An 18,183-nucleotide genomic window follows, 5' to 3' on the forward strand; every position below is an offset into this window, starting at 1 on the left:
TTGCTATAGTTGATCCATGCCTTGCTCTTCCTGGCCGGATGTTAATAACTTCATGGTAGACACAATTTCACAAGATGTGCAGATCCTAATCATTGATGAACAATCGCTGGCACAAAGCTACCTGAAGTTTGCTTTGGAAAGGTTAGGTTATCAACAAATCAGTGTGGCAGACCGGGCTCAGGATGCGATTCAGTTGTGCAAAACCCGCCACTACGACTTGATTATTTGTGCCCATAACCTGCAAAAAGGCAAAGATGGTTTTCAGTTGTACGAAGAGTTAAAAACCCGTGGATTGCATAAACTCAGTACCGGGTTTATTTTTATCAGCGCCGATACAGATCCCTCCCTGGTTTACAGTGTCATTGAATTGCAGCCAGACGACTTTTTAGCCAAACCTTTTGTTATCGGCGATTTGGAAGTGCGTATCGAGCGTGTGTTAAAACGCAAACAACGGCTTAAACCTATCTACCAGTTGCTGGATAGTGGCCAGCCTGAACGAGCTCTGGATAGCATCAACGACGATCTGGCGAAATCAGCAAACAGCACTTTTTATCCACTACTGCTTAAAGTCAAAGGCGATTTATTGTTGCAATTGGACCAGCTTGAAGCCGCAGAACAGTTCTTCAACTCCATGTTGGATATCCAGCCTTTCCCCTGGGCCCGGATTGGCTTAGCGCGGGCACTGTTATTGCAACATAAAGACTCACAAGCCATCGGCTTGCTGCACCAGTTAGCAAAGCGCCCTGAAACCCGGCTTGAGGCACTGGATTGCATGGCAGAGCTGGAGTTTCGGCAACAACAATTTGATACGGCTCAGCAGTATTTACAGCAAGCCAGTAGTTTGGCTCCCCGCAACTTACTTCGTCAGCAAAAGTTGCAGCAGTTATCCCGCATCAACCACGATTACGAAACCCAATACCAGGCAGCAAAGAGTATGGTGAAGTTTTCTCGTAATTCCATGCACGAACAACCCGATCTGTATTTGAACATGGCTCGGGCTGGCATTGATTTTGCGCTGACACTGGAGCAAGATGATGAGCAAAACATGCGGTTGAACCGTCAAATCACTCAGTGCCTGAGCACCATTCGCCAACAGTTTGCCGATAACAATAAAGCCTTTCAGCAGGAAGTTATTCAGGCACGTTTGCTGTACCTGAAAGATAACAAAGATAAAGCGCAGCAACTGCTAAAAGATCTGCAGCAAAAGGTACCGGATAATGACTCGATAGAAGATGCGCTGGATAGAGCCAAAGCATTGCATGAAGTTGGCCTGAGCGAAGCCGCTAACAAACTATTTCGCCAGATCAGCCAACGCTGCCAGCGAGAAGGCGCTGATCCTTATTTCAGTACCTACCTGCAGCAAGAACAACAGGAACGTGCCAGAATGCCTTATGGCGCACGCGAGCTGAACAACAATGCCGTACACCTGTATCAGCATGGCAACTGGCAGGAAGCCTTTAAAGCCTTTGAGTTGGCGCTGCGGGTTATGCCGAAGAGTGCTGCTATCTCGCTTAACTTACTGCAAACCATCTTATCTGCACCCAGGCGACCTGGTTTGAACGAGAACCAGCAGGAAACCTTGATCCTGCGTTGCCTGGATATTATTGAACAAGGCAAGCTGAATCCTGAGCAGCTAAAACGCTTCCAAAAACTTAAAGAAAAGCACCCGGACCGCTTTGGGGAATCAACCCCATTAAATTCATAGATAGCCATAGCCTTCTTACGCAAAGACCTTAGCCAAAGCGTGTGGGCTCAATGCAGCAATGGCCCCCTGACTAAGCGGCCGGCTAAACAAAAACCCTTGAAATGATGCACAGCCAAAGGCTTGTAGTTGAGTCAGTTCGGCCTGGGTTTCTACCCCTTCAGCCACCACCTCCAACTCCAGACTAGTAGCAAGTGCAATAATGGCTTTGGTGATCGCTTTATTCTGCACATTGGTGTCGATATGACGAATAAATTGCTGGTCAATTTTCAACTGGCTGAGTGGCAATTTATGCAAGTAACTTAGTGATGAGTAACCTGTACCAAAATCATCCAACGAAAATGTTACCCCCAGAGTCTGCAACTTACCCATTTTCGCGCGGGTGCCCTCAATATCATTCACCAGCATGCCTTCGGTTAACTCCAACTTCAAGCGCTCAGGATTCACCCCAGTCTCCAACATGCACTGAATCATTTTCTCGACAAAATTATCCTGTGCAAATTGAAAGGCACTGATGTTCACGGCACAGTTAAGATGCCGTAAACGCCGATCCTGTTGCCAACGCACCAGCTGTAAACAGGCCTCTTTCATCACCCAGTCACCAATCGCAACAATCAGTCCGGTTTGCTCGGCAAATGGAATAAATACTCCGGGTGAAATAAAACCTTGCTCTGGATGATGCCAGCGGATCAAGGCTTCGACCCCGGCAAGCTGTTGTTGCCTGATAATCGGTTGATACACTAAATGAAATTGCTGCTGCCGAATAGCCTGGTGTAAATCCTGCGCCAACTGGCCACGCTGTTGTGCCAGCCGTTGCATATCGCTATCAAAAAACTCGACACTATTTCTGCCAGCCGCTTTTGCCCGGTACATTGCCATTTCAACCTGTTTCAACAGCTCATCCACACCGCCCTTGTCGCCCTGGAATAGGCTGATACCAATACTTACCGAAGCCTGATATCGATGGTTCTGCAACGGCAGTGGGCAGTTAATGCTGCTAAGCAACTGATCAGCTACTTTGCGTGCATGCAAAGCTGCATCCTGGCTGGTGTCACCCAACTCACTGAGAGCCAGAACAAACTCATCTCCCCCACTACGTGCCAACACGTCACTGTCGCGTACGCTGTGACGAATAACCTCGGCCACTCTTTGTAAATACTGATTCCCCGACTGATGGCCATGGCTCTCATTCAGGCGCTTGAAATGATCCAGATCAACCAGCAATAATGCACCATACTGACCAGAACGGGCTGAACTTGCCAGCATTTGCTGCACCAGTTCATGCAACAACCGCCGGTTTGGCAAAGCTGTCAGCTCGTCGTAAAAAGCCAGTCGCTCAGCTTTGGTTTCCACTTGTTGACGCATCAGGCCACCGGCAATATTCCCAGCAATAAGCTGTAAGGCAGCAATGGTTTCCTGGGGCCACTGCACTCTGCTGCGAACAATATCCAGACCAAAGATACCAAGTAGCTGATCTGCCGCCATCATCGGCAACATTATGACCGACTGGATATGTTGTGACTCCAGCAGCAAGCGCTCCGCACTTTGGGGTAACAGGCGGCTCACATCATCAATTGCTACAGGTAGCCCTTGCTGCATCTGATGCATCCAACTGGCAAAGAGCGCAGTATCCAGTTGCTGTAACTCGGCCTTTTGGCTGCACACACCAACAGCACACCATTCGTGGGTATTTCTTGCCAACTTCAGATCTGCACTAAAGGCAAACAGGTAACTGCGATCAGCAGAAAAATAGTCGCCAATAGCTGCCAGTGCCAGCTCAATGGCTTCATCCATCCGGGCGCTGCTGGCACCGGTTAATGCAGCAGAAAGCCTGGCAACCAGTTGAAAGAGTGTTTTATCGGTGTTAGCAATGGCAGTGCTCACCTCTACATCCTGTATCGGACCTGAGACTCTTAGTTTAGTTGTCGCTAAGAAAGATGCAAAAAAGCTAGTGCTTTGCGCCGGCAGGCTCTGGCCATTCGGAGAAGATAAGGGGTAAACGGCGGCTTCGTACCAGCCAGAGACCAGCAACAAACAACAAGGATGGTGCCAGCAGTAACCAGGGCTGCTCGACAGCAACATAAGGGGGTAAAGCACGGATAGTTAACAGCAAATCAGGGATTAAATTAAGCAATAATAACCATTTCCCCCAGCGCCAGAGACGAAACCAGCCGGCTTGACCTTTTGGCCGTCGCTGCGTCAGGGCTACACAGAGCAGAACCGTTGGTATGGCTAACAGGCAAGCCAGCCAGAATTGCTGCTGCTCGGGGTAAAAGAAAGCCAGCATCTCGCCTTTCTGCTCTGGCATAGTCAATGCCAGCACCCAACTCACTATAGGGCGTAACAACAACAAAATCAGCAAATAGAGCCGCAACGGAATGACCACCAAACCGTCTTCATCCAGTGGCCATAAGTGGGGCTGTGACGGCATCAGGCCTGACGCCTGCGCTGTGCCAGGATCCCCAGCAAGGTAAAGATACCCAGGGTCACCCAGGGCAACCACAGATTACTGAGCCCTGCCAGCTGTTTGGCAACAATAGGCGTCAGAAACAGGGTCACGGCGCCATAGCCAAAAGCACAAACCAGTACAAAAATCAGTGTACGCCAGATAAAGTGCAGACTATGGATCTGACGCCGAATAAAGCGGTTGATATCATCACCAAACACCACCAGGCATGTTGCCACCATGGCCAACGCAATATCCCGCACATAAGGACGAAACAAAGCGCCCCATTGCAACAACATCTCTTGCAACCAATCCATCAAAGCACTCCGTATTGTTCAAACAAAGCCTGCATCCGGGTTTCATCCCAGACGTCAACGCCCAGCTCTTCCGCTTTGCTGAGCTTGGAGCCCGCATTTTCACCCGCAATCACCGCATAGGTCTTTTTCGAGACCGAGCCGGATACTTTAGCGCCTAAGCGTTGCAAGCGTGCCTTGGCATCATCCCGCCCCATGCTGCTGAGTGTGCCGGTAAGCACCAAAGTCTGCCCTGCCAAGGGTTGCTCACCGACTGCTTGCACACGAATAACCGGCCAGTGCACCCCTGCTGCCAGCAGTGCAGCAATTACTTGCTGATTATGTGGTTCCTGGAAAAAAGCCACCAGATGCTGTGCCACCACACTGCCAACATCCGGCACCGCTTGCAAGGCGACTTCATCGGCCTGCATGATGGCGGTTAACTCACCAAAGTGTTGCGCCAGGTTAAGTGCAGTGGCTTCGCCTACTTCACGAATTCCCAAGGCATAAATAAAACGGGGCAAGGTTGTCTGCTTGGCCGCTTCTATCGCCTGCAGTAATTTGCTGGCCGACTTTTCAGCCATCCGCTCCAGCCCAACCAGCGCCGGCAGGTCCAGCCTGAAAATATCGGCCGGTGTTTGCACCAGTTGTTGATCGACCAATTGCTCAACCAACTTATCGCCCATGCCATCAATATCCAGTGCTTTACGGGCAACAAAGTGCTTGAGTGCTTCTTTCCGCTGGGCACCACAGTAAAGGCCACCGGTACAGCGCGCGACAGCTTCGCCTTCAACCCGCTCCACTTTGGATTGACAAACCGGGCATTCGGTTGGAAATACAATCGGCTGGCTGTTGGCTGGACGACGCTCAGTCAATACCGATACAAGTTGCGGAATCACATCACCAGCACGACGTACCGTAACAGTATCGCCGATCCGCACGCCCAGACGATTGATTTCATCCTGGTTGTGCAAGGTTGCATTGCTGACGGTGACGCCCCCCACCAGCACAGGTGCCAACCGGGCCACCGGGGTGATGGCGCCGGTGCGCCCTACCTGAAACTCCACATCCAGTAAGGTGGTCAGTTGTTCCTGAGCCGGAAATTTAAAGGCTATGGCCCAACGTGGTGCCCGGGCGACAAAACCCAACGCCTGTTGCTGTGCCAAACTATCGACCTTGATCACCACGCCATCAATTTCGTAGGGCAACTCAGCCCGTCGCTCAGCAATTCGCTGATAATAAGCCAATACGTCAGCAGCCCCTTGCACTTCAGCAATTTCAGGGCAAACCGGAAATCCCCAGCCTTTGAGCTGTTGCAGCCGCTGGTAGTGACTGCGGCTATCCAGCCATGCTGCCGGATCCTGCACATCACCGATGCCGTAAGCATAAAACATCAAAGGCCGGCTGGCGGTTATTTTCGGGTCCAGCTGCCGCAAGCTACCGGCAGCAGCATTGCGCGGGTTGGCAAAGACTTTGTCCGCCTGGCGCCTGGCAATGTCATTCATGCGCTCAAAGCCAGCCAGCGGCATAAAGACTTCGCCACGCACTTCCAGCACTGGCGGCCAATCCTTACCCCGTAGCATCAGTGGTACTGCCCGAATGGTTTTGACATTACTGGTGATATCTTCGCCGGTACTGCCATCCCCACGGGTGGCGGCCTGCACCAATTGCCCTTGCTCGTAACGTATACTGACCGCCAGGCCATCCAGCTTAGGCTCACAGCAAAAGCGAAAGTCGCCGCTGTAATCCAACCGGTCTGCCATTCGCTTGCAAAAAGCGTGAAAGTCCTCATCCGCGAAAGCATTGTCGAGTGACAACATAGGTACCTGATGCTGCACCTGAGCAAATTGCCCCAGCGGCTTTTCACCAACCCGTTGGGTCGGCGAATCTGGCCGCACCCACTCAGGGTGGTGCTGTTCCCAGCTTTGCAGTTGTCGAAACAATCGATCGTACTCGGCATCCGGCACACTCGGCTGATCCAGCACATAATATTCATAACTGTATTGATTCAATTGCTGCTGCAATTGCTCGACATCGAACTGCGTCGGAGTTGTCATGACAGGAAGATCACTCTTATAAAGCCAGGCATAAAACAGGCAGCCCGTTGGGCTGCCTGTGGCAAGTTAACGGGCGCCGCGGATCAATTGCTGACGCTGAAATTCACGAATTCGCTCGACATAATGGCGTACCGTCTGCACGGTAAGTACACTGCGCTGGCCATCCAACACCTGACCGGAGAATTCTTCAGCAATTTTCTTGGCTGCATTGTTCATCAGGTTAAAGTTTTGCAACGGCTCACCTGGTCCCGGCAAAGCCATAAACAGGCTAATCCCGCGGGTGCTGATTTTATCCATCTGCTCAATATCAAAGGTACCCGGATTAAACATATTGGCCAGACTAAACAGTACTTCACCCGAGCCCGCACTGTCCTGATGCCGGTGAAAAATATCCATTTCGCCAAACTTAAAACCAAGCGTCAGTAACAAAGGCAGCAGATCCTGACCTTTGATTTCCCGCCCTTCTGGCAGCAACACATAGAGGATCAGCACTTCAGAAGGTGCCGACTCTGCTTTGGACTGGCTTTCATCTGCCGGCTCTGACGACTCAGAGTTGCTGCTGGCAACAGGCGCAGCACGAACCGGCGGCTCATCGTTTTCATCCAGAGCACTGAAATTCAATTGTGGCTCTGCTGGCTCCTGAAAATCAAACTCACTCTGAGTTTCAGACCGCTCATCCTCGCTGCTTTGCGCTGTCGCTTGCTGCGGGCTCGATTCCGGTTGAGCTTTTTTAATCACCCGAACTTTGCCGACACCAAACTCGTCAAAACCATCGGCTGCATCGGAAGATCCGTTGGCCGTGCTGTCATCCCGGCCGGGATAAAAACGGTGTTTCTGGCTGGCATTTTTGCGAACCGTCCACAACCCATGCAACAACAAAGCCCCGATGGCCAGGGCTATCAAAATAAAAAGCGCTATACGTAATTCACTCGCCATTCCCGGATCCTTTTGATTCTAAGAGGCTTCAACCATTTTTACTGCATCATCAACATCGACTGCAACCACCCTGGACACGCCAGGCTCCTGCATGGTCACGCCCATCAGTTGAGCTGCCATCTCCATGGCTATTTTGTTATGACTAATATAGATAAATTGTACCGTTTCCGACATCTCTCGTACAAGATTACAGAAACGCCCGACATTGGCATCGTCCAAGGGCGCATCCACTTCGTCCAGCATGCAAAAAGGGGCTGGATTCAGCTGAAAAATCGAAAACACCAATGATAATGCGGTTAGCGCTTTTTCACCACCCGATAGCAAATGAATGGTGCTGTTTTTTTTCCCGGGAGGCCTTGCCATGATGCTGACGCCGGTTTCCAGCAAGTCATCATCTGTCAGCTCCAGATAGGCACTGCCACCGCCAAATACTTTAGGAAACAAGGTACGAAGCCCCTGATCCACTCGCTCAAAAGTGTCTTTAAACCGCTGACGGGTTTCCCGATCAATTTTCCGAATAGCCGTTTCCAGTGTTTCCAGTGCATCGGTTAAGTCCTGATGCTGGCTGTCCAGATAACTTTTTCGCTCGGCCTGCTGCTGGTACTCGTCAATAGCGGCCAGGTTAATAGCCCCTAAGCGCGCTATCGCATCGCTGGTTTTATCCAGCTCCGTCTGCAGGGATTTCTCATCCGCATCGGTGGCCAGTTGCTCCAGTACTTGCTTTAACTGCACCTGCTGTTCTTGCAACAGCTCCAGCATGTTGTTGGCACGAATGCGATGCCCTTCCGCATCCAGCTTCAATGACTCCAACTGCTGACGCTTTTGGTTCACCAGTTGCAGAATACTGTGCTGCCCCTGCTCCAGTTCCCGGCTGCGCTGCTCACAATCCGATAACTGATTTTGCAGCTGTTGCAACTGCAACTCCACGGCTTCACGCTGCAACAAAGTCTCCTGCAACGCCTCGTGCAGTGCTATATCGGGTTCGTCATCCTCACTGTGCAACAGCAACTGCAGCTCTTGCTCCAGCAAGTGCTGCTGTTGCTGACGACTGCGCACCAGGCTTTGCTCAAGCAGTTGCAGCTGACGCTGGCTGCTGGCCAGTTGCACATTCAGTTGCTGCAACTGTTGTTGCTGCTGTTCAAGCCCTGATCGATGCTGGCGTAATTGGTGCTGCACTGTCTGCCGTTTCAGTTCCAACGGCTGTTCATTGCGTTGATGCTGCTGCAGCTCATCTTCATGGTGCAGCAACTGTTCAGCCAGCCCCTCTTGTTGCATCAGAGACTCTTCCAACTCCGCGGTCAGTTGTTGCAACTCCTGCTGCAACTGCTGTTGCTGCTGCTGCCATTGCTGCATTTGCTGTTGCTGCAACAACCACTGGGTACGGGCTTCCTGCTCTTGCTGCCCGGCCTCTTTGTGCGCCTGCTGGCAAGATGCAAGGGTTTGCTGCTGCTGACTTAGCTGCTGCTGAGTGGCTAACAGCTCCACCGATAAAGTGTCTTCCTGTTGTTGCGATCTGGTCAGTTCCGCCGTTAACTCGATTAAACGCTCAGCCCGTGCCAGATAGCTGTCCTGCTCATCCAGACCTGCGACCAGGCACCAATTGCGGCCATACCAATGGCCGGCGGCAGTCATCAAGGTGTAGCCATCGGTTAAGGTCACCAGTTGCTGCTGCGCACTGGCATCATCCGCAGCCAACAGAATACGGTAAAAATAATCGGGTATCGCGGTACCCTGCACTTTATCGGCCAGACAAGGGCCTGACAACTGATGAAAAGATTGCGCCGGGGGCTCGGTTAACAGCATCGCCTGTGTCAGGCTCTCTGGCCAGCCAGTACGTAAAGCGGCTTGCTGCAAGGCACCAAGCGCCAGACTCACAGCTTCGGCCCAGCCAGGCTCCACCTGCAACTGGCTAAGCAATGGCTGCTGACTGGCCTGTTGTTGCGCCTGCTCCAGTCGCTGCTGCTCCTGCCTGAGTTGCTGACATTGCAACTGCAGACGGTCGTGCTGGCGCTCCAGTTGTTGCAGCTGCTGCTGTGTTTGCTGCAACCCCAGACTGGCCTGCTCCAGCCGGATTGCGTGCTGCTCCGTGTCTGCTTTGGCCTGCAGCCATTGCTGCTCTAAGCTAGTATCTGTCTGAGCGGCCAGTTGGCTTTGCAGCTCGTATTGCTGTTGCTGCAGCTTGTCTGCGCGTTGCTGGCTTTGACGGTAATGCTGCTGGGCATTGGCCAGTTGCAGTTGCACCTGCTGTTGCTGTCGCTGTAACTGAAACTGCTGTTGCTGCCAGCTTTGCCAGCCTTGGTCGGCTTCTTGCTGTGCCAATTCCAGCGTTTCCAGCTGTTGCTGCAACTGACAGACCTGCTCCTCACAGATCGCCTGTTCTGGCAGTACCTCTTCCAACAGTGCCTGCTGCTCTGCCAGTTGTTGCTGCTCCAACAGCAAGTGGGCTTTGGCATCCTGCAAGTGCAGCCGCACTTTATCCAGCTCGGTACTGCGCAACTGACGCTGCTGGCGTTGGTGCAACAATTGTTGTTCGATACGGCTGACTTCCGCCCCCAACCGATAAAAGCTTTCCTGCTCGATGGCTTGTTGCTGGCGCAAATCCTGCTGCTGCTCTTTCAGTTCAATCAACACCCGCTGATCGCCCATTTGCGCAGCCTGGTATTTTTCCAGCTCGGTTTCTTCAGCGGCCAGTTGCTGCTCCAGCTGAGTTTGCAGCTGATGGAATTTAAGCCAGCGCAAAGCGGTCACCTCCGCTTTTAAAGTGCGCTCACGGGCTTTCAGCTCTTTGTAACGCTCTGCCGCACTGGCCTGACGCTTGAGCTTATCGAGATTTTTACCCAGCTCTTCCCGCACATCGGATAAGCGATCCAGGTTATCCCGGGTGTGACGGATGCGATTTTCGGTTTCACGCCGCCGTTCTTTGTATTTGGAAATACCAGCCGCTTCTTCAATGAACACCCGCAGCTCTTGCGGTTTGGATTCAATCAGTCGCGAAATCATGCCTTGTTCAATGATGGCATAACTGCGGGGCCCAAGGCCGGTGCCAAGAAAAATATCGGTGATATCCCGGCGGCGGCATTTACTGCCATTAAGGAAATAACTGGATTGGGCATCACGGGTCACTAAGCGCTTGATGGCTATCTCACTGCGATCGGCCATCGATCCCTGCACCCGGCCCTGAGTGTTTTCGAAGACCAGCTCAACCGAGGCCTGAGACACGGGTTTGCGCTGTGACGAGCCATTGAAAATAACATCGGTCATGGCATCGCCACGCAGGTTTTTGGCCGAGCTTTCCCCCAGCACCCAGCGCACCGCATCAATCACATTGGATTTACCACAGCCATTGGGGCCAACCACTGCTGTCATTTGCTGTGGAAAAGGCACCGAGGTTGCGTCGACGAAAGATTTAAACCCCGCCAGCCGGATCTGCTTTAAGCGCATTTAGCCTCAATCAAGGTCGTTCAGTGGCCAGCGCACAATGAAATCCTCAAAGTCGTGCATGTCGACCTGAGCTTCCGAAATGGTTTTGTTGCGCACCGACATTTGTTTTTTATGCATCAGGCTTTTTTTACCATTGTTCAGCAGTGGATGCCAGCTTGGTAAACCTCTGCCTTCATGCAAGCGACGATAGCTGCAAGAGGGCGGCATAAAAAAGATGTCTTTCAGATTGTCTTTGGTCAGTTCAATGCAATCCGGCACCAGCACGGTTCGGTTTTGGTATTCGGTACACTCGCATTTGTGCGAGTTCAGATAGCGGCAGGCAATGTTGGTGTAATGCACTTCTTCATCGTCATGCAGCTGATCGGTCGGCGCAAAATCCAGCTCTGGCCCCTCATCATCAATGAATTTATTCAGGCAGCATTTGGCGCAACCATCGCAAACAGCTTCCCACTCCTGCGGTGTCATCTCCGCCAGAGATTTATGCTCCCAGAAACGCTCTGCCAGATTCATGCCGCCACCACTTTGGTCGAAATGGTCAGTAAGTCGGCCAGTTGCAGTTGCAACTCATCGCCTGGTTGCAAAGGCCCAACGCCTGCAGGAGTTCCGGTCAGCACGATATCTCCGGGCTGCAGACTAAACCAGTGCGACATTTCACTGATCATCTGATGAATACCACGGATCATGGTGGCGGTGGTGCCGGATTGGCGCAGCTCGCCATTGACCGCCAGGCTGAAATCCAGCTGCTGCGGATGCTTCACTTGGGCCTGGGGCAAAAAAGGCCCGACCGGACAAGCCCCATCAAAGCCTTTGGCTATTTCCCAGGGCCGGCCCAGCCGCTTCAGCTCGGTTTGAATGTCCCGCAACGTCAGGTCCAGTGCCAGACTGTAGCCCCAAATTGCCGGTGCTACTTGCTCGACAGCCGCTTTGCGAAGCGGAGCTTGAATCAGTACCGCCAGTTCCGTTTCGTTGTGCACAGCACCGTGCTGCAGTGGAATGGCTACCGGTAGCGTTAAATCGGCCAGGGCAGAGGCTGGTTTAATAAAAAACAAGGCCTCAGCAGCAACCTGGCTTTTCATTTCAGCGATATGGTCCTGATAGTTCTGACCAATACAAATCACTTTGCCAATGGGCAAGTCAATCTTATCGCCACAAATCGTTCGATGCTGGTACATACGCCATCCGCTGCTTAAGGACCTATTGGTCCGCTATGATTAAATCGGCCAGGTAACCAACACTGGTAACGAAATAATAGGATCGATTCCAGTGCATTAGGGTCTTGTAGTTATCATAGGCCAAATAAGCACGACCACCTTCATTATCCGGCAAGATCAGCGCAGCTTTGATATCACGCTCCGGTAAGTCGCGACCATCCAACCGCCGTACCCCCAATGCTTGCCATTCAGCCAGGGTGCGCTCGGTCCGGGCCCACTCCCGCAACCAGGCTGCACGGTTGGGGGTGCCTCTTGGAATGGTGTATTCCATCGAGAAATTCTCAGGCAGTTTTACTTCCCGCCCCCAGGTCTGGCTGTTATCCCACCCCAGGCTTTTCAAATAATTGGCTATAGAGGCAAACACATCCATCTGATTGCCCCAGATATCTTTACGGCCATCACCGTCGAAATCCTGAGCATAGGATAAGAAGGAACTGGGCATAAACTGGCTTTGCCCCATAGCGCCAGCCCAGGAGCCTTTCATCTCATCCAGCTCAATATGGCCCGCGGCCAGAATATCCAGCGCATGGAAAAACTCGCTGCGGAAAAAAGCTTCGCGCCGGCCTTCGTAGGCCAGGGTCGCCAGCGATGAGGGCACCGAATGATTGCCCATAAAACGGCCAAAACTGCTTTCCAGCCCCCACAAAGCAATAATAAAGCGGCCTTGCACCCCATAGCGCGCCTCCACTTCCTTCAGTTGCTCTTCATAGCGCTGATAACGTTCCCGCGCCATACGAATACGGGTTTCACTGACCCGCTTAGGTAAATAGGTATCCAGGGTTTCTACTCGCTCCGGCTGATTGCGATCAGCCGTCACTACCCGCTCGTGGTATTGCAGGCTGGCAAAAACCTGCTCTATCAGAGCGGCATCATAGCCACGCTCGACAGCTTCTTGCTGCAACCCTTCAGCATATTCGGTGAAACTAGGTTTAGCCAGGACAGGAAAAGCCAACAACGCACTCAGAGCTGTGGCTTTAAACCAGGAATTTATCCGCATAACACTCCCTTTTACGATCTTGTTTGCATGAATGCTTTGTGCTCTGCCAGCAAATCTTCTGGTGGCGGAGGCAACTGCAGGTAGTAGCCTTTGTTGGTTAGCTCTGCCTTTACCTTAGTCAGATCCGCCAAAGCCAAAGAAGTTCGATTATCCAGATTAATCAGTGTCACCAATTCAGGTTTGCCAAAGCTGGCCAACAAGGCCGAAGGCACCGCAGCAAAATCATCCCTGCGTTCCAAATAGAGATAGGTCTGATCTTTGTTTGGACTTTTATAGATAGCACACAGCATGGCGTAAAATCACTCTAATCGAACTTGCCTAACACAGCGCTAAACTATACCATGAAGCCATTGGCTTGTACCGCGCTTCCCGCCCTGAAGCTGAGTTAACAGGATGAAATTCACCCAAAGGGTGTTCCTTACCACATCGACTGTTCCAGCATGTCTGTGTGCGGTGCCAGCCTTGCTCTTGCATGACAATGAAAACAACACTTTGAGTGTGCGCTGCATTCAACCAATTGAGATGATCATTACAAACTATGTCCGAACCATTCTTTGAGCTGAAAGGCAGCCTGTTCCCGCTGTCGGTCATCCGTAGCCACGACTTGTCGGTTGCTGGCCTGCGCACTTCCCTGCAACAAAAGCTGGCTCAGGCACCTGGTTTTTTTCATCAGGCTGCCATGGTGATCCAACTGACACCCGAGCATCAGGCCGTTGATTTTATAGCACTAAAACAGCTATTTGAACAATTAAAGCTGGTATTGGTCGGAGTAACAGGTGCCGATACCGAACAAAAGCAACAGGCACAGCAAGCGGGGCTTGCTGTGTTACGGCTGGGCCAGGACAGCAAGGCTGTCGCAACCGAGCCCGTTAAAAACTCTGCAGAAGTACCTACCGAGCTGGTCCCTATGCATACCAAGGTGGTAGAGCAAAACATTCGCTCTGGCCAACAGATTTATGCCAAGGGTGCGGATTTGATTGTACGCGGCGCGGTGGGAGCCGGCGCTGAAGTGATCGCCGATGGCAATATCCATATTTACGGCAGTTTGCGCGGTAAAGCTATTGCCGGTGCCAGTGGTGACACCAGCAAGCGTATTTTTTGTCACAACCTGCAAGCCGAGCTGGTGTCCATCGCCGGCCATTATTGGCTAAGTGACAGTTTGCAGGGTGATTTTTGGAATAAAGCAGCCTGTATTCGTATGCAGGACGACAGCATTGCTATTAGCGAGCTGTACTAATAATTGACCGATTTGTAGGAAGGAACTTTTACCATGGCTAAAATTATCGTGGTTACCTCAGGAAAGGGCGGAGTTGGCAAAACAACCTCCAGCGCTGCTATTGGCACAGGCTTGGCGCTTAGCGGCCACAAAACCGTGATTGTTGATTTTGATATTGGTCTACGCAATCTGGATCTGATTATGGGTTGTGAGCGCCGTGTGGTCTATGACTTCGTCAATGTCATCAACGGTGAAGCCAATCTGAAACAAACCTTAATTAAAGACAAACGGGTCGAGAACCTGTTTATCTTACCCGCCTCGCAAACCCGTGATAAAGACGCCCTGACCAAAGAAGGCGTCGAAAAAGTTTTGCACGAGCTGGCGAAAGACTTTGAATTCATTATTTGTGACTCACCCGCAGGCATTGAAGCCGGTGCCATGATGGCGCTGTATTTTGCCGATGAAGCCGTGGTAGTCACCAATCCGGAAGTATCTTCCGTGCGCGACTCGGATCGCATTTTAGGCATGCTCAGCAGCAAGTCTCGCCGAGCCGAGCGCGGTGAAGATGCCATTAAAGAACATCTGCTACTCACCCGCTACAACCCAGAGCGGGTTGCCAAAGGCGAGATGCTCAGTGTGGAAGATGTGCAGGAAATTCTGGCCATTCCGTTAATTGGTGTGATCCCGGAATCACAGGCCGTTCTGAACGCATCCAACTCTGGCCAGCCGGTCACACTGGATCAAGACAGTGATGCCGGCCAGGCTTATCTTGATACAGTGAGCCGCCTGCTTGGCAATACCGTCGATTTCCGCTTCTTAACAGTGGAGAAAAAAGGACTGCTAAAACGGATTTTTGGAGGTTAGCTAGATGTCATTATTGGATTATTTTCGTTCCACCAAGAAAAAAAGTGCCAGTACCGCCAAAGAGCGGCTACAAATCATTGTCGCGCATGAGCGTAACCGGCGTTCTGGTCCGGATTATCTGCCTCAACTGGAGCGTGATATTCTGGAAGTGATCCGCAAATACGTTGATATCCCAGCGGATCAAATATCAGTCTCGCTGGAGCAGCGCTCCGATGAGCTTTCGGTGCTTGAACTCAACGTGAGTTTCCCGGATGAAAAGCGTTAGTTCCTATTACACAGCATAAAAAAGGCCCACTTGTTACGGTGGGCCAAACTGCACATCAGTCAGGATGCCAGCACAGAATTAATCTTCCTGCACAAAGTCGTCCATCAGGATTAAACCAAAGTCTGCCGTTAAATCGACACCGTCACGCGCAATAGCGGTATAGATACGATTGGCTTGCAGATCCAACGTAACCGGACCAATAGCGGCATCTTTGGTGCCAGTCGGTGTCACTGTTACTACAAAGGAACCTGCTGGCAGGGATACATAACCGGTTTCTGCCAGGAAGGGCACGTCACTGAAGGCTGGCTCAGCATCGCTGATATCGTTAGTGGGTGTCACATAGATATCCACATTTGGAGCCAGGAAAGAGCCATGAATAATGCGCACTTTGGCCTCGGTTGCTACACGACGCGGCGTATCTACCAATACCAGAGGCGATATATCTCCTTCACCGAAGGAACCCAGAGCATGCACGCTGTAAAAAGCACCCGCAGCTAAGTTCAGGTCCGCACCAAAGGCTTCAATGCTATTATCTGCATTAGCCACTACTTTGACATTGTACTCATCTGGATCAACAGTGAGGTAACCGGTGAAGTCCGGGAAAGATAAATCTTCGACCAGCCGTATACTGTCATTCACCAACACATCGACAGCCGGTGCATCCGATACCCCATGGATCACCCGTACTGCGGACTTGCTGTTCGCATCCAGCACATCAAAAAAAGTACCATCTGGTGCTACAGCCAGCAAAGAGACCGGTGAGTCACCAGCAAAGCGGCTATTGATGGCTGCAACTACCAGATCGGTTCCGGCAGCTAAATCCAAAGCACCACTATCAAACACCACGGTATCTTCACCAGGCAAGGTGATTCGTACCCGGTAATTACCCGCTGGAACATTGAGAACACCTGTATACTCAGCAAAATCAAGAGTTGCATTGGGTGCTGTTAAATCGGCATCAGGCGCCGTGACATGAATATCGACGGCCGGTGCTGCGGAAGCAGCATGCACCACCTGCAGACGAATATTGCCCTCTGCGATGTCTTCGATGTCCGAGGTCACGACCACAGGCATAATACTATCGGCCACCACAGAGCCTACAGCAAAGACTTTGTAGTTGGTGGCTTCTTCCAAAGCCAGCTCCACCGGACCAATCACAGTGAGTGTTTCATCAGTTGGTAACAGCGCATCGACAGCAATGCTATAAGTAGCTGGCGCCAACGCCAACCGCTCTGAGCTTTCGGCGTAGTCCAGGCCCGCCACTGCCACATCGCCATTGGCAACAATGTTAACCGCTGGTGCATCAGAGACAGCGTGTATAACCCGTAAAGATGCATCCACAACCGGAGGTGGTGGTGGAGGCGGCGGGTCAGTACGATCGGAGCTGCTGTTGCATGCAGCCAATGAAGTGACTATCGCTGTAGAGATAGCAAGACGTGTTATTCCTTTCATATAAATACCCTTATTGATTGGAGGTTGCTCAAACTTTACGCCACCATTCAAAAAGACGATCACATGAAAAATAGTTGAAAAATTAACTTGTTATAATGCAAAAAAAAGGCTGATCCAACTCAGCCTTTGTACGTATAAAATTCATTTAACTCTGGTTCAGTTTAACTCTGGTTCAGATGTGCAGGCCAGGGCAGTAAAGGCTGCAGCAATGCCTGGCGCCAGCCACGCACTACTTCTGGTACTGGCAGGCTTTGACGCTCCGCATCCGACACTCGCCAGCACCAGTTCAGGTACTCGGTTTGTTGCCGTTTAGTCGCAAGCAGCTCAGCCGGTAGTTGATGCTGTCTGGCGGCCTGCTGCACGCTATCCCGGATTTGTGCGGTCACTTCCCGGTACCCGGCAAAGTGTTCCCGGTGATAAGCCGGTTGTGGCCACAAGGCCGGATCGGTATCTAAGACTTGCGCCACGATACGCAGCACCATTTGGCCATGACGTTTAAGCTCGCGCTCTGGCAGTCCCGGAATTGCCTGCAAGGCAGCGAAGCTGGCCGGAGCTTTGCGGGCAATATCAAACAGCTGAGCATCTTTAAAGATCAGCCCCAAGGCCAGATCTTTGCTTCTGGCATAATCCAGCCGCCACACCACCAGTTGCTGTAGTATGGCCAAAGCACGAGGTGCTAATTGCCAGCTATTCTTCACATCAATAAAACGAAGCTGATCAGGCCATTGCATACTGCGTCTGAGTTGCAGTTGCTCCGCTTCTTGCTGCAATAATTGATACTGTTCAGCCGTAAGTTGCTGCTCAAGCTGCTGATAAACCGGCAACAAGTAAAGCACATCATTGGCGGCGTAACTAAGCTGTGCATCACGCAGCGGCCGTGCCAACCAATTGGTTCTGGACTCCCCTTTATCCAGCTTGGTGCCGGTGACCTGCTCTACCAAAGCAGCAAAGCCAACACTACTACCCTGCCCCAACAATAACGCAGCCATTTGAGTATCGATTAAAGGGGCAATGCACTCAATACCTATGGTTTGAAAAGCATCCAAATCTTCCATGCAAGCATGCATCACTTTGGTCACTTGGGTATTGGCTAACAGGTTTCGCAGCGGCTGCCAGTCGCTGATGGCCAGAGGATCCACCAGCACCAGTTCCTCACCATCGTACAACTGGATTAAACCCAGTTTAGGTTGCAAAGTACTCTGGCGGATAAACTCAGTATCGAGCAGCAAAAACGGTTTGGTTGCAGCCTGCGAGCAAAATTGCTGCAGGCTGTCGTTGTGTTGCAGTAATGGCTTTATCAGAA

General features: G+C 51.6%; 16 protein-coding genes. 4 read left to right on the forward strand and 12 right to left on the reverse strand.

The window, feature by feature from the left end; genetic code table 11:
* Positions 1-52: 52 nt before the first annotated feature.
* On the forward strand, positions 53-1,705 hold the full coding sequence (locus ABC502_RS01070) for a response regulator (protein ID WP_330088111.1): 1,653 nt from the start codon (positions 53-55) through the stop codon (positions 1,703-1,705).
* 15 nt (positions 1,706-1,720) lie between these two features.
* On the opposite strand, the gene ABC502_RS01075 is transcribed toward ABC502_RS01070, so the two are convergent.
* From ABC502_RS01075 to ABC502_RS01120, 10 genes are all read right to left on the reverse strand, one after another.
* On the reverse strand, positions 1,721-3,586 hold the full coding sequence (locus ABC502_RS01075) for a GGDEF domain-containing protein (protein WP_345914625.1): 1,866 nt from the start codon (positions 3,584-3,586) through the stop codon (positions 1,721-1,723).
* A 64-nt stretch (positions 3,587-3,650) separates the two neighbouring features.
* Entirely contained in the window at positions 3,651-4,133 is a 483-nt protein-coding gene (locus ABC502_RS01080) for a DUF2919 family protein (RefSeq protein ID WP_330088109.1), read from the reverse strand.
* Complete coding sequence (locus ABC502_RS01085; RefSeq protein ID WP_330088108.1) at positions 4,133-4,465, reverse strand: DUF3392 domain-containing protein; 333 nt, start codon at positions 4,463-4,465, stop codon at positions 4,133-4,135. The genes ABC502_RS01080 and ABC502_RS01085 overlap by 1 nt, the downstream gene beginning before the upstream one ends.
* Positions 4,465-6,498 carry an NAD-dependent DNA ligase LigA gene (gene ligA, locus ABC502_RS01090; RefSeq protein ID WP_345914626.1) on the reverse strand — a complete coding sequence of 678 codons (2,034 nt, stop codon included), beginning with the start codon at positions 6,496-6,498 and terminating at the stop codon, positions 4,465-4,467. The genes ABC502_RS01085 and ligA overlap by 1 nt, the downstream gene beginning before the upstream one ends.
* Positions 6,499-6,564: 66 nt before the next feature.
* Entirely contained in the window at positions 6,565-7,434 is an 870-nt protein-coding gene (zipA, locus tag ABC502_RS01095) for a cell division protein ZipA (protein WP_345914627.1), read from the reverse strand.
* Between the two features lie 18 nt (positions 7,435-7,452).
* A complete protein-coding gene (gene smc / locus ABC502_RS01100; protein WP_345914628.1) occupies positions 7,453-10,875 on the reverse strand; it encodes a chromosome segregation protein SMC in 3,423 nt (1,140 codons plus the stop codon).
* Between the two features lie 6 nt (positions 10,876-10,881).
* The gene (locus ABC502_RS01105) at positions 10,882-11,385 is read right to left on the reverse strand and encodes a YcgN family cysteine cluster protein (protein ID WP_330088104.1); all 504 of its coding nucleotides are present in this window, start codon (positions 11,383-11,385) and stop codon (positions 10,882-10,884) included.
* Entirely contained in the window at positions 11,382-12,047 is a 666-nt protein-coding gene (locus ABC502_RS01110) for a fumarylacetoacetate hydrolase family protein (RefSeq protein ID WP_330088103.1), read from the reverse strand. The genes ABC502_RS01105 and ABC502_RS01110 overlap by 4 nt, the downstream gene beginning before the upstream one ends.
* Positions 12,048-12,069: 22 nt before the next feature.
* Positions 12,070-13,083: a lytic murein transglycosylase gene (locus tag ABC502_RS01115; protein WP_330088102.1), complete on the reverse strand. Its 1,014-nt coding sequence runs from the start codon at positions 13,081-13,083 to the stop codon at positions 12,070-12,072.
* Between the two features lie 11 nt (positions 13,084-13,094).
* Positions 13,095-13,373 (reverse strand): YcgL domain-containing protein, encoded by a 279-nt coding sequence (locus ABC502_RS01120; protein WP_345914629.1) that lies wholly within the window; start codon positions 13,371-13,373, stop codon positions 13,095-13,097.
* A 248-nt stretch (positions 13,374-13,621) separates the two neighbouring features.
* Here ABC502_RS01120 and minC point away from each other — a divergent pair, with 248 nt between their 5' ends.
* From minC to minE, 3 genes are read left to right on the forward strand one after another with little or no spacing between them, the layout of a single operon-like run.
* Entirely contained in the window at positions 13,622-14,320 is a 699-nt protein-coding gene (minC, locus tag ABC502_RS01125; RefSeq protein ID WP_330088100.1) for a septum site-determining protein MinC, read from the forward strand.
* Between the two features lie 33 nt (positions 14,321-14,353).
* Positions 14,354-15,163, forward strand: coding sequence for a septum site-determining protein MinD (minD, locus tag ABC502_RS01130; protein WP_330088099.1), 810 nt, complete (start codon positions 14,354-14,356; stop codon positions 15,161-15,163).
* 4 nt (positions 15,164-15,167) lie between these two features.
* Positions 15,168-15,428, forward strand: coding sequence for a cell division topological specificity factor MinE (minE, locus tag ABC502_RS01135; protein ID WP_228591508.1), 261 nt, complete (start codon positions 15,168-15,170; stop codon positions 15,426-15,428).
* 78 nt (positions 15,429-15,506) lie between these two features.
* Here minE and ABC502_RS01140 read toward each other — a convergent pair whose 3' ends face one another.
* Positions 15,507-16,880, reverse strand: a complete 1,374-nt coding sequence (locus tag ABC502_RS01140; protein ID WP_345914630.1) for a DUF4397 domain-containing protein — start codon at positions 16,878-16,880, stop codon at positions 15,507-15,509.
* A gap of 161 nt (positions 16,881-17,041) precedes the next feature.
* On the reverse strand, positions 17,042-18,181 hold the full coding sequence (gene rnd, locus ABC502_RS01145; RefSeq protein ID WP_345915123.1) for a ribonuclease D: 1,140 nt from the start codon (positions 18,179-18,181) through the stop codon (positions 17,042-17,044).
* Positions 18,182-18,183 lie beyond the last annotated feature (2 nt).

It is taken from the genome of Alkalimonas sp. NCh-2, from assembly GCF_039631345.1.
In the GTDB taxonomy this organism is placed as follows: Bacteria; Pseudomonadota; Gammaproteobacteria; order Enterobacterales; family Alteromonadaceae; genus Alkalimonas; species Alkalimonas mucilaginosa.

What these genes read in the sequence shown, in the direction of transcription:
- ABC502_RS01070 (WP_330088111.1), top strand. Translation starts at nt 53, where the DNA reads ATGGTAGACACAATTTCACAAGATGTGCAGATCCTAATCATTGATGAA.
- ABC502_RS01080 (WP_330088109.1), bottom strand. Translation starts at nt 4,133, where the DNA reads ATGCCGTCACAGCCCCACTTATGGCCACTGGATGAAGACGGTTTGGTG.
- ABC502_RS01085 (WP_330088108.1), bottom strand. Translation starts at nt 4,465, where the DNA reads ATGGATTGGTTGCAAGAGATGTTGTTGCAATGGGGCGCTTTGTTTCGT.
- ligA (WP_345914626.1), bottom strand. Translation starts at nt 6,498, where the DNA reads ATGACAACTCCGACGCAGTTCGATGTCGAGCAATTGCAGCAGCAATTG.
- zipA (WP_345914627.1), bottom strand. Translation starts at nt 7,434, where the DNA reads ATGGCGAGTGAATTACGTATAGCGCTTTTTATTTTGATAGCCCTGGCC.
- smc (WP_345914628.1), bottom strand. Translation starts at nt 10,875, where the DNA reads ATGCGCTTAAAGCAGATCCGGCTGGCGGGGTTTAAATCTTTCGTCGAC.
- ABC502_RS01105 (WP_330088104.1), bottom strand. Translation starts at nt 11,385, where the DNA reads ATGAATCTGGCAGAGCGTTTCTGGGAGCATAAATCTCTGGCGGAGATG.
- ABC502_RS01110 (WP_330088103.1), bottom strand. Translation starts at nt 12,047, where the DNA reads ATGTACCAGCATCGAACGATTTGTGGCGATAAGATTGACTTGCCCATT.
- ABC502_RS01115 (WP_330088102.1), bottom strand. Translation starts at nt 13,083, where the DNA reads ATGCGGATAAATTCCTGGTTTAAAGCCACAGCTCTGAGTGCGTTGTTG.
- ABC502_RS01120 (WP_345914629.1), bottom strand. Translation starts at nt 13,373, where the DNA reads ATGCTGTGTGCTATCTATAAAAGTCCAAACAAAGATCAGACCTATCTC.
- minC (WP_330088100.1), top strand. Translation starts at nt 13,622, where the DNA reads ATGTCCGAACCATTCTTTGAGCTGAAAGGCAGCCTGTTCCCGCTGTCG.
- minD (WP_330088099.1), top strand. Translation starts at nt 14,354, where the DNA reads ATGGCTAAAATTATCGTGGTTACCTCAGGAAAGGGCGGAGTTGGCAAA.
- minE (WP_228591508.1), top strand. Translation starts at nt 15,168, where the DNA reads ATGTCATTATTGGATTATTTTCGTTCCACCAAGAAAAAAAGTGCCAGT.
- ABC502_RS01140 (WP_345914630.1), bottom strand. Translation starts at nt 16,880, where the DNA reads ATGAAAGGAATAACACGTCTTGCTATCTCTACAGCGATAGTCACTTCA.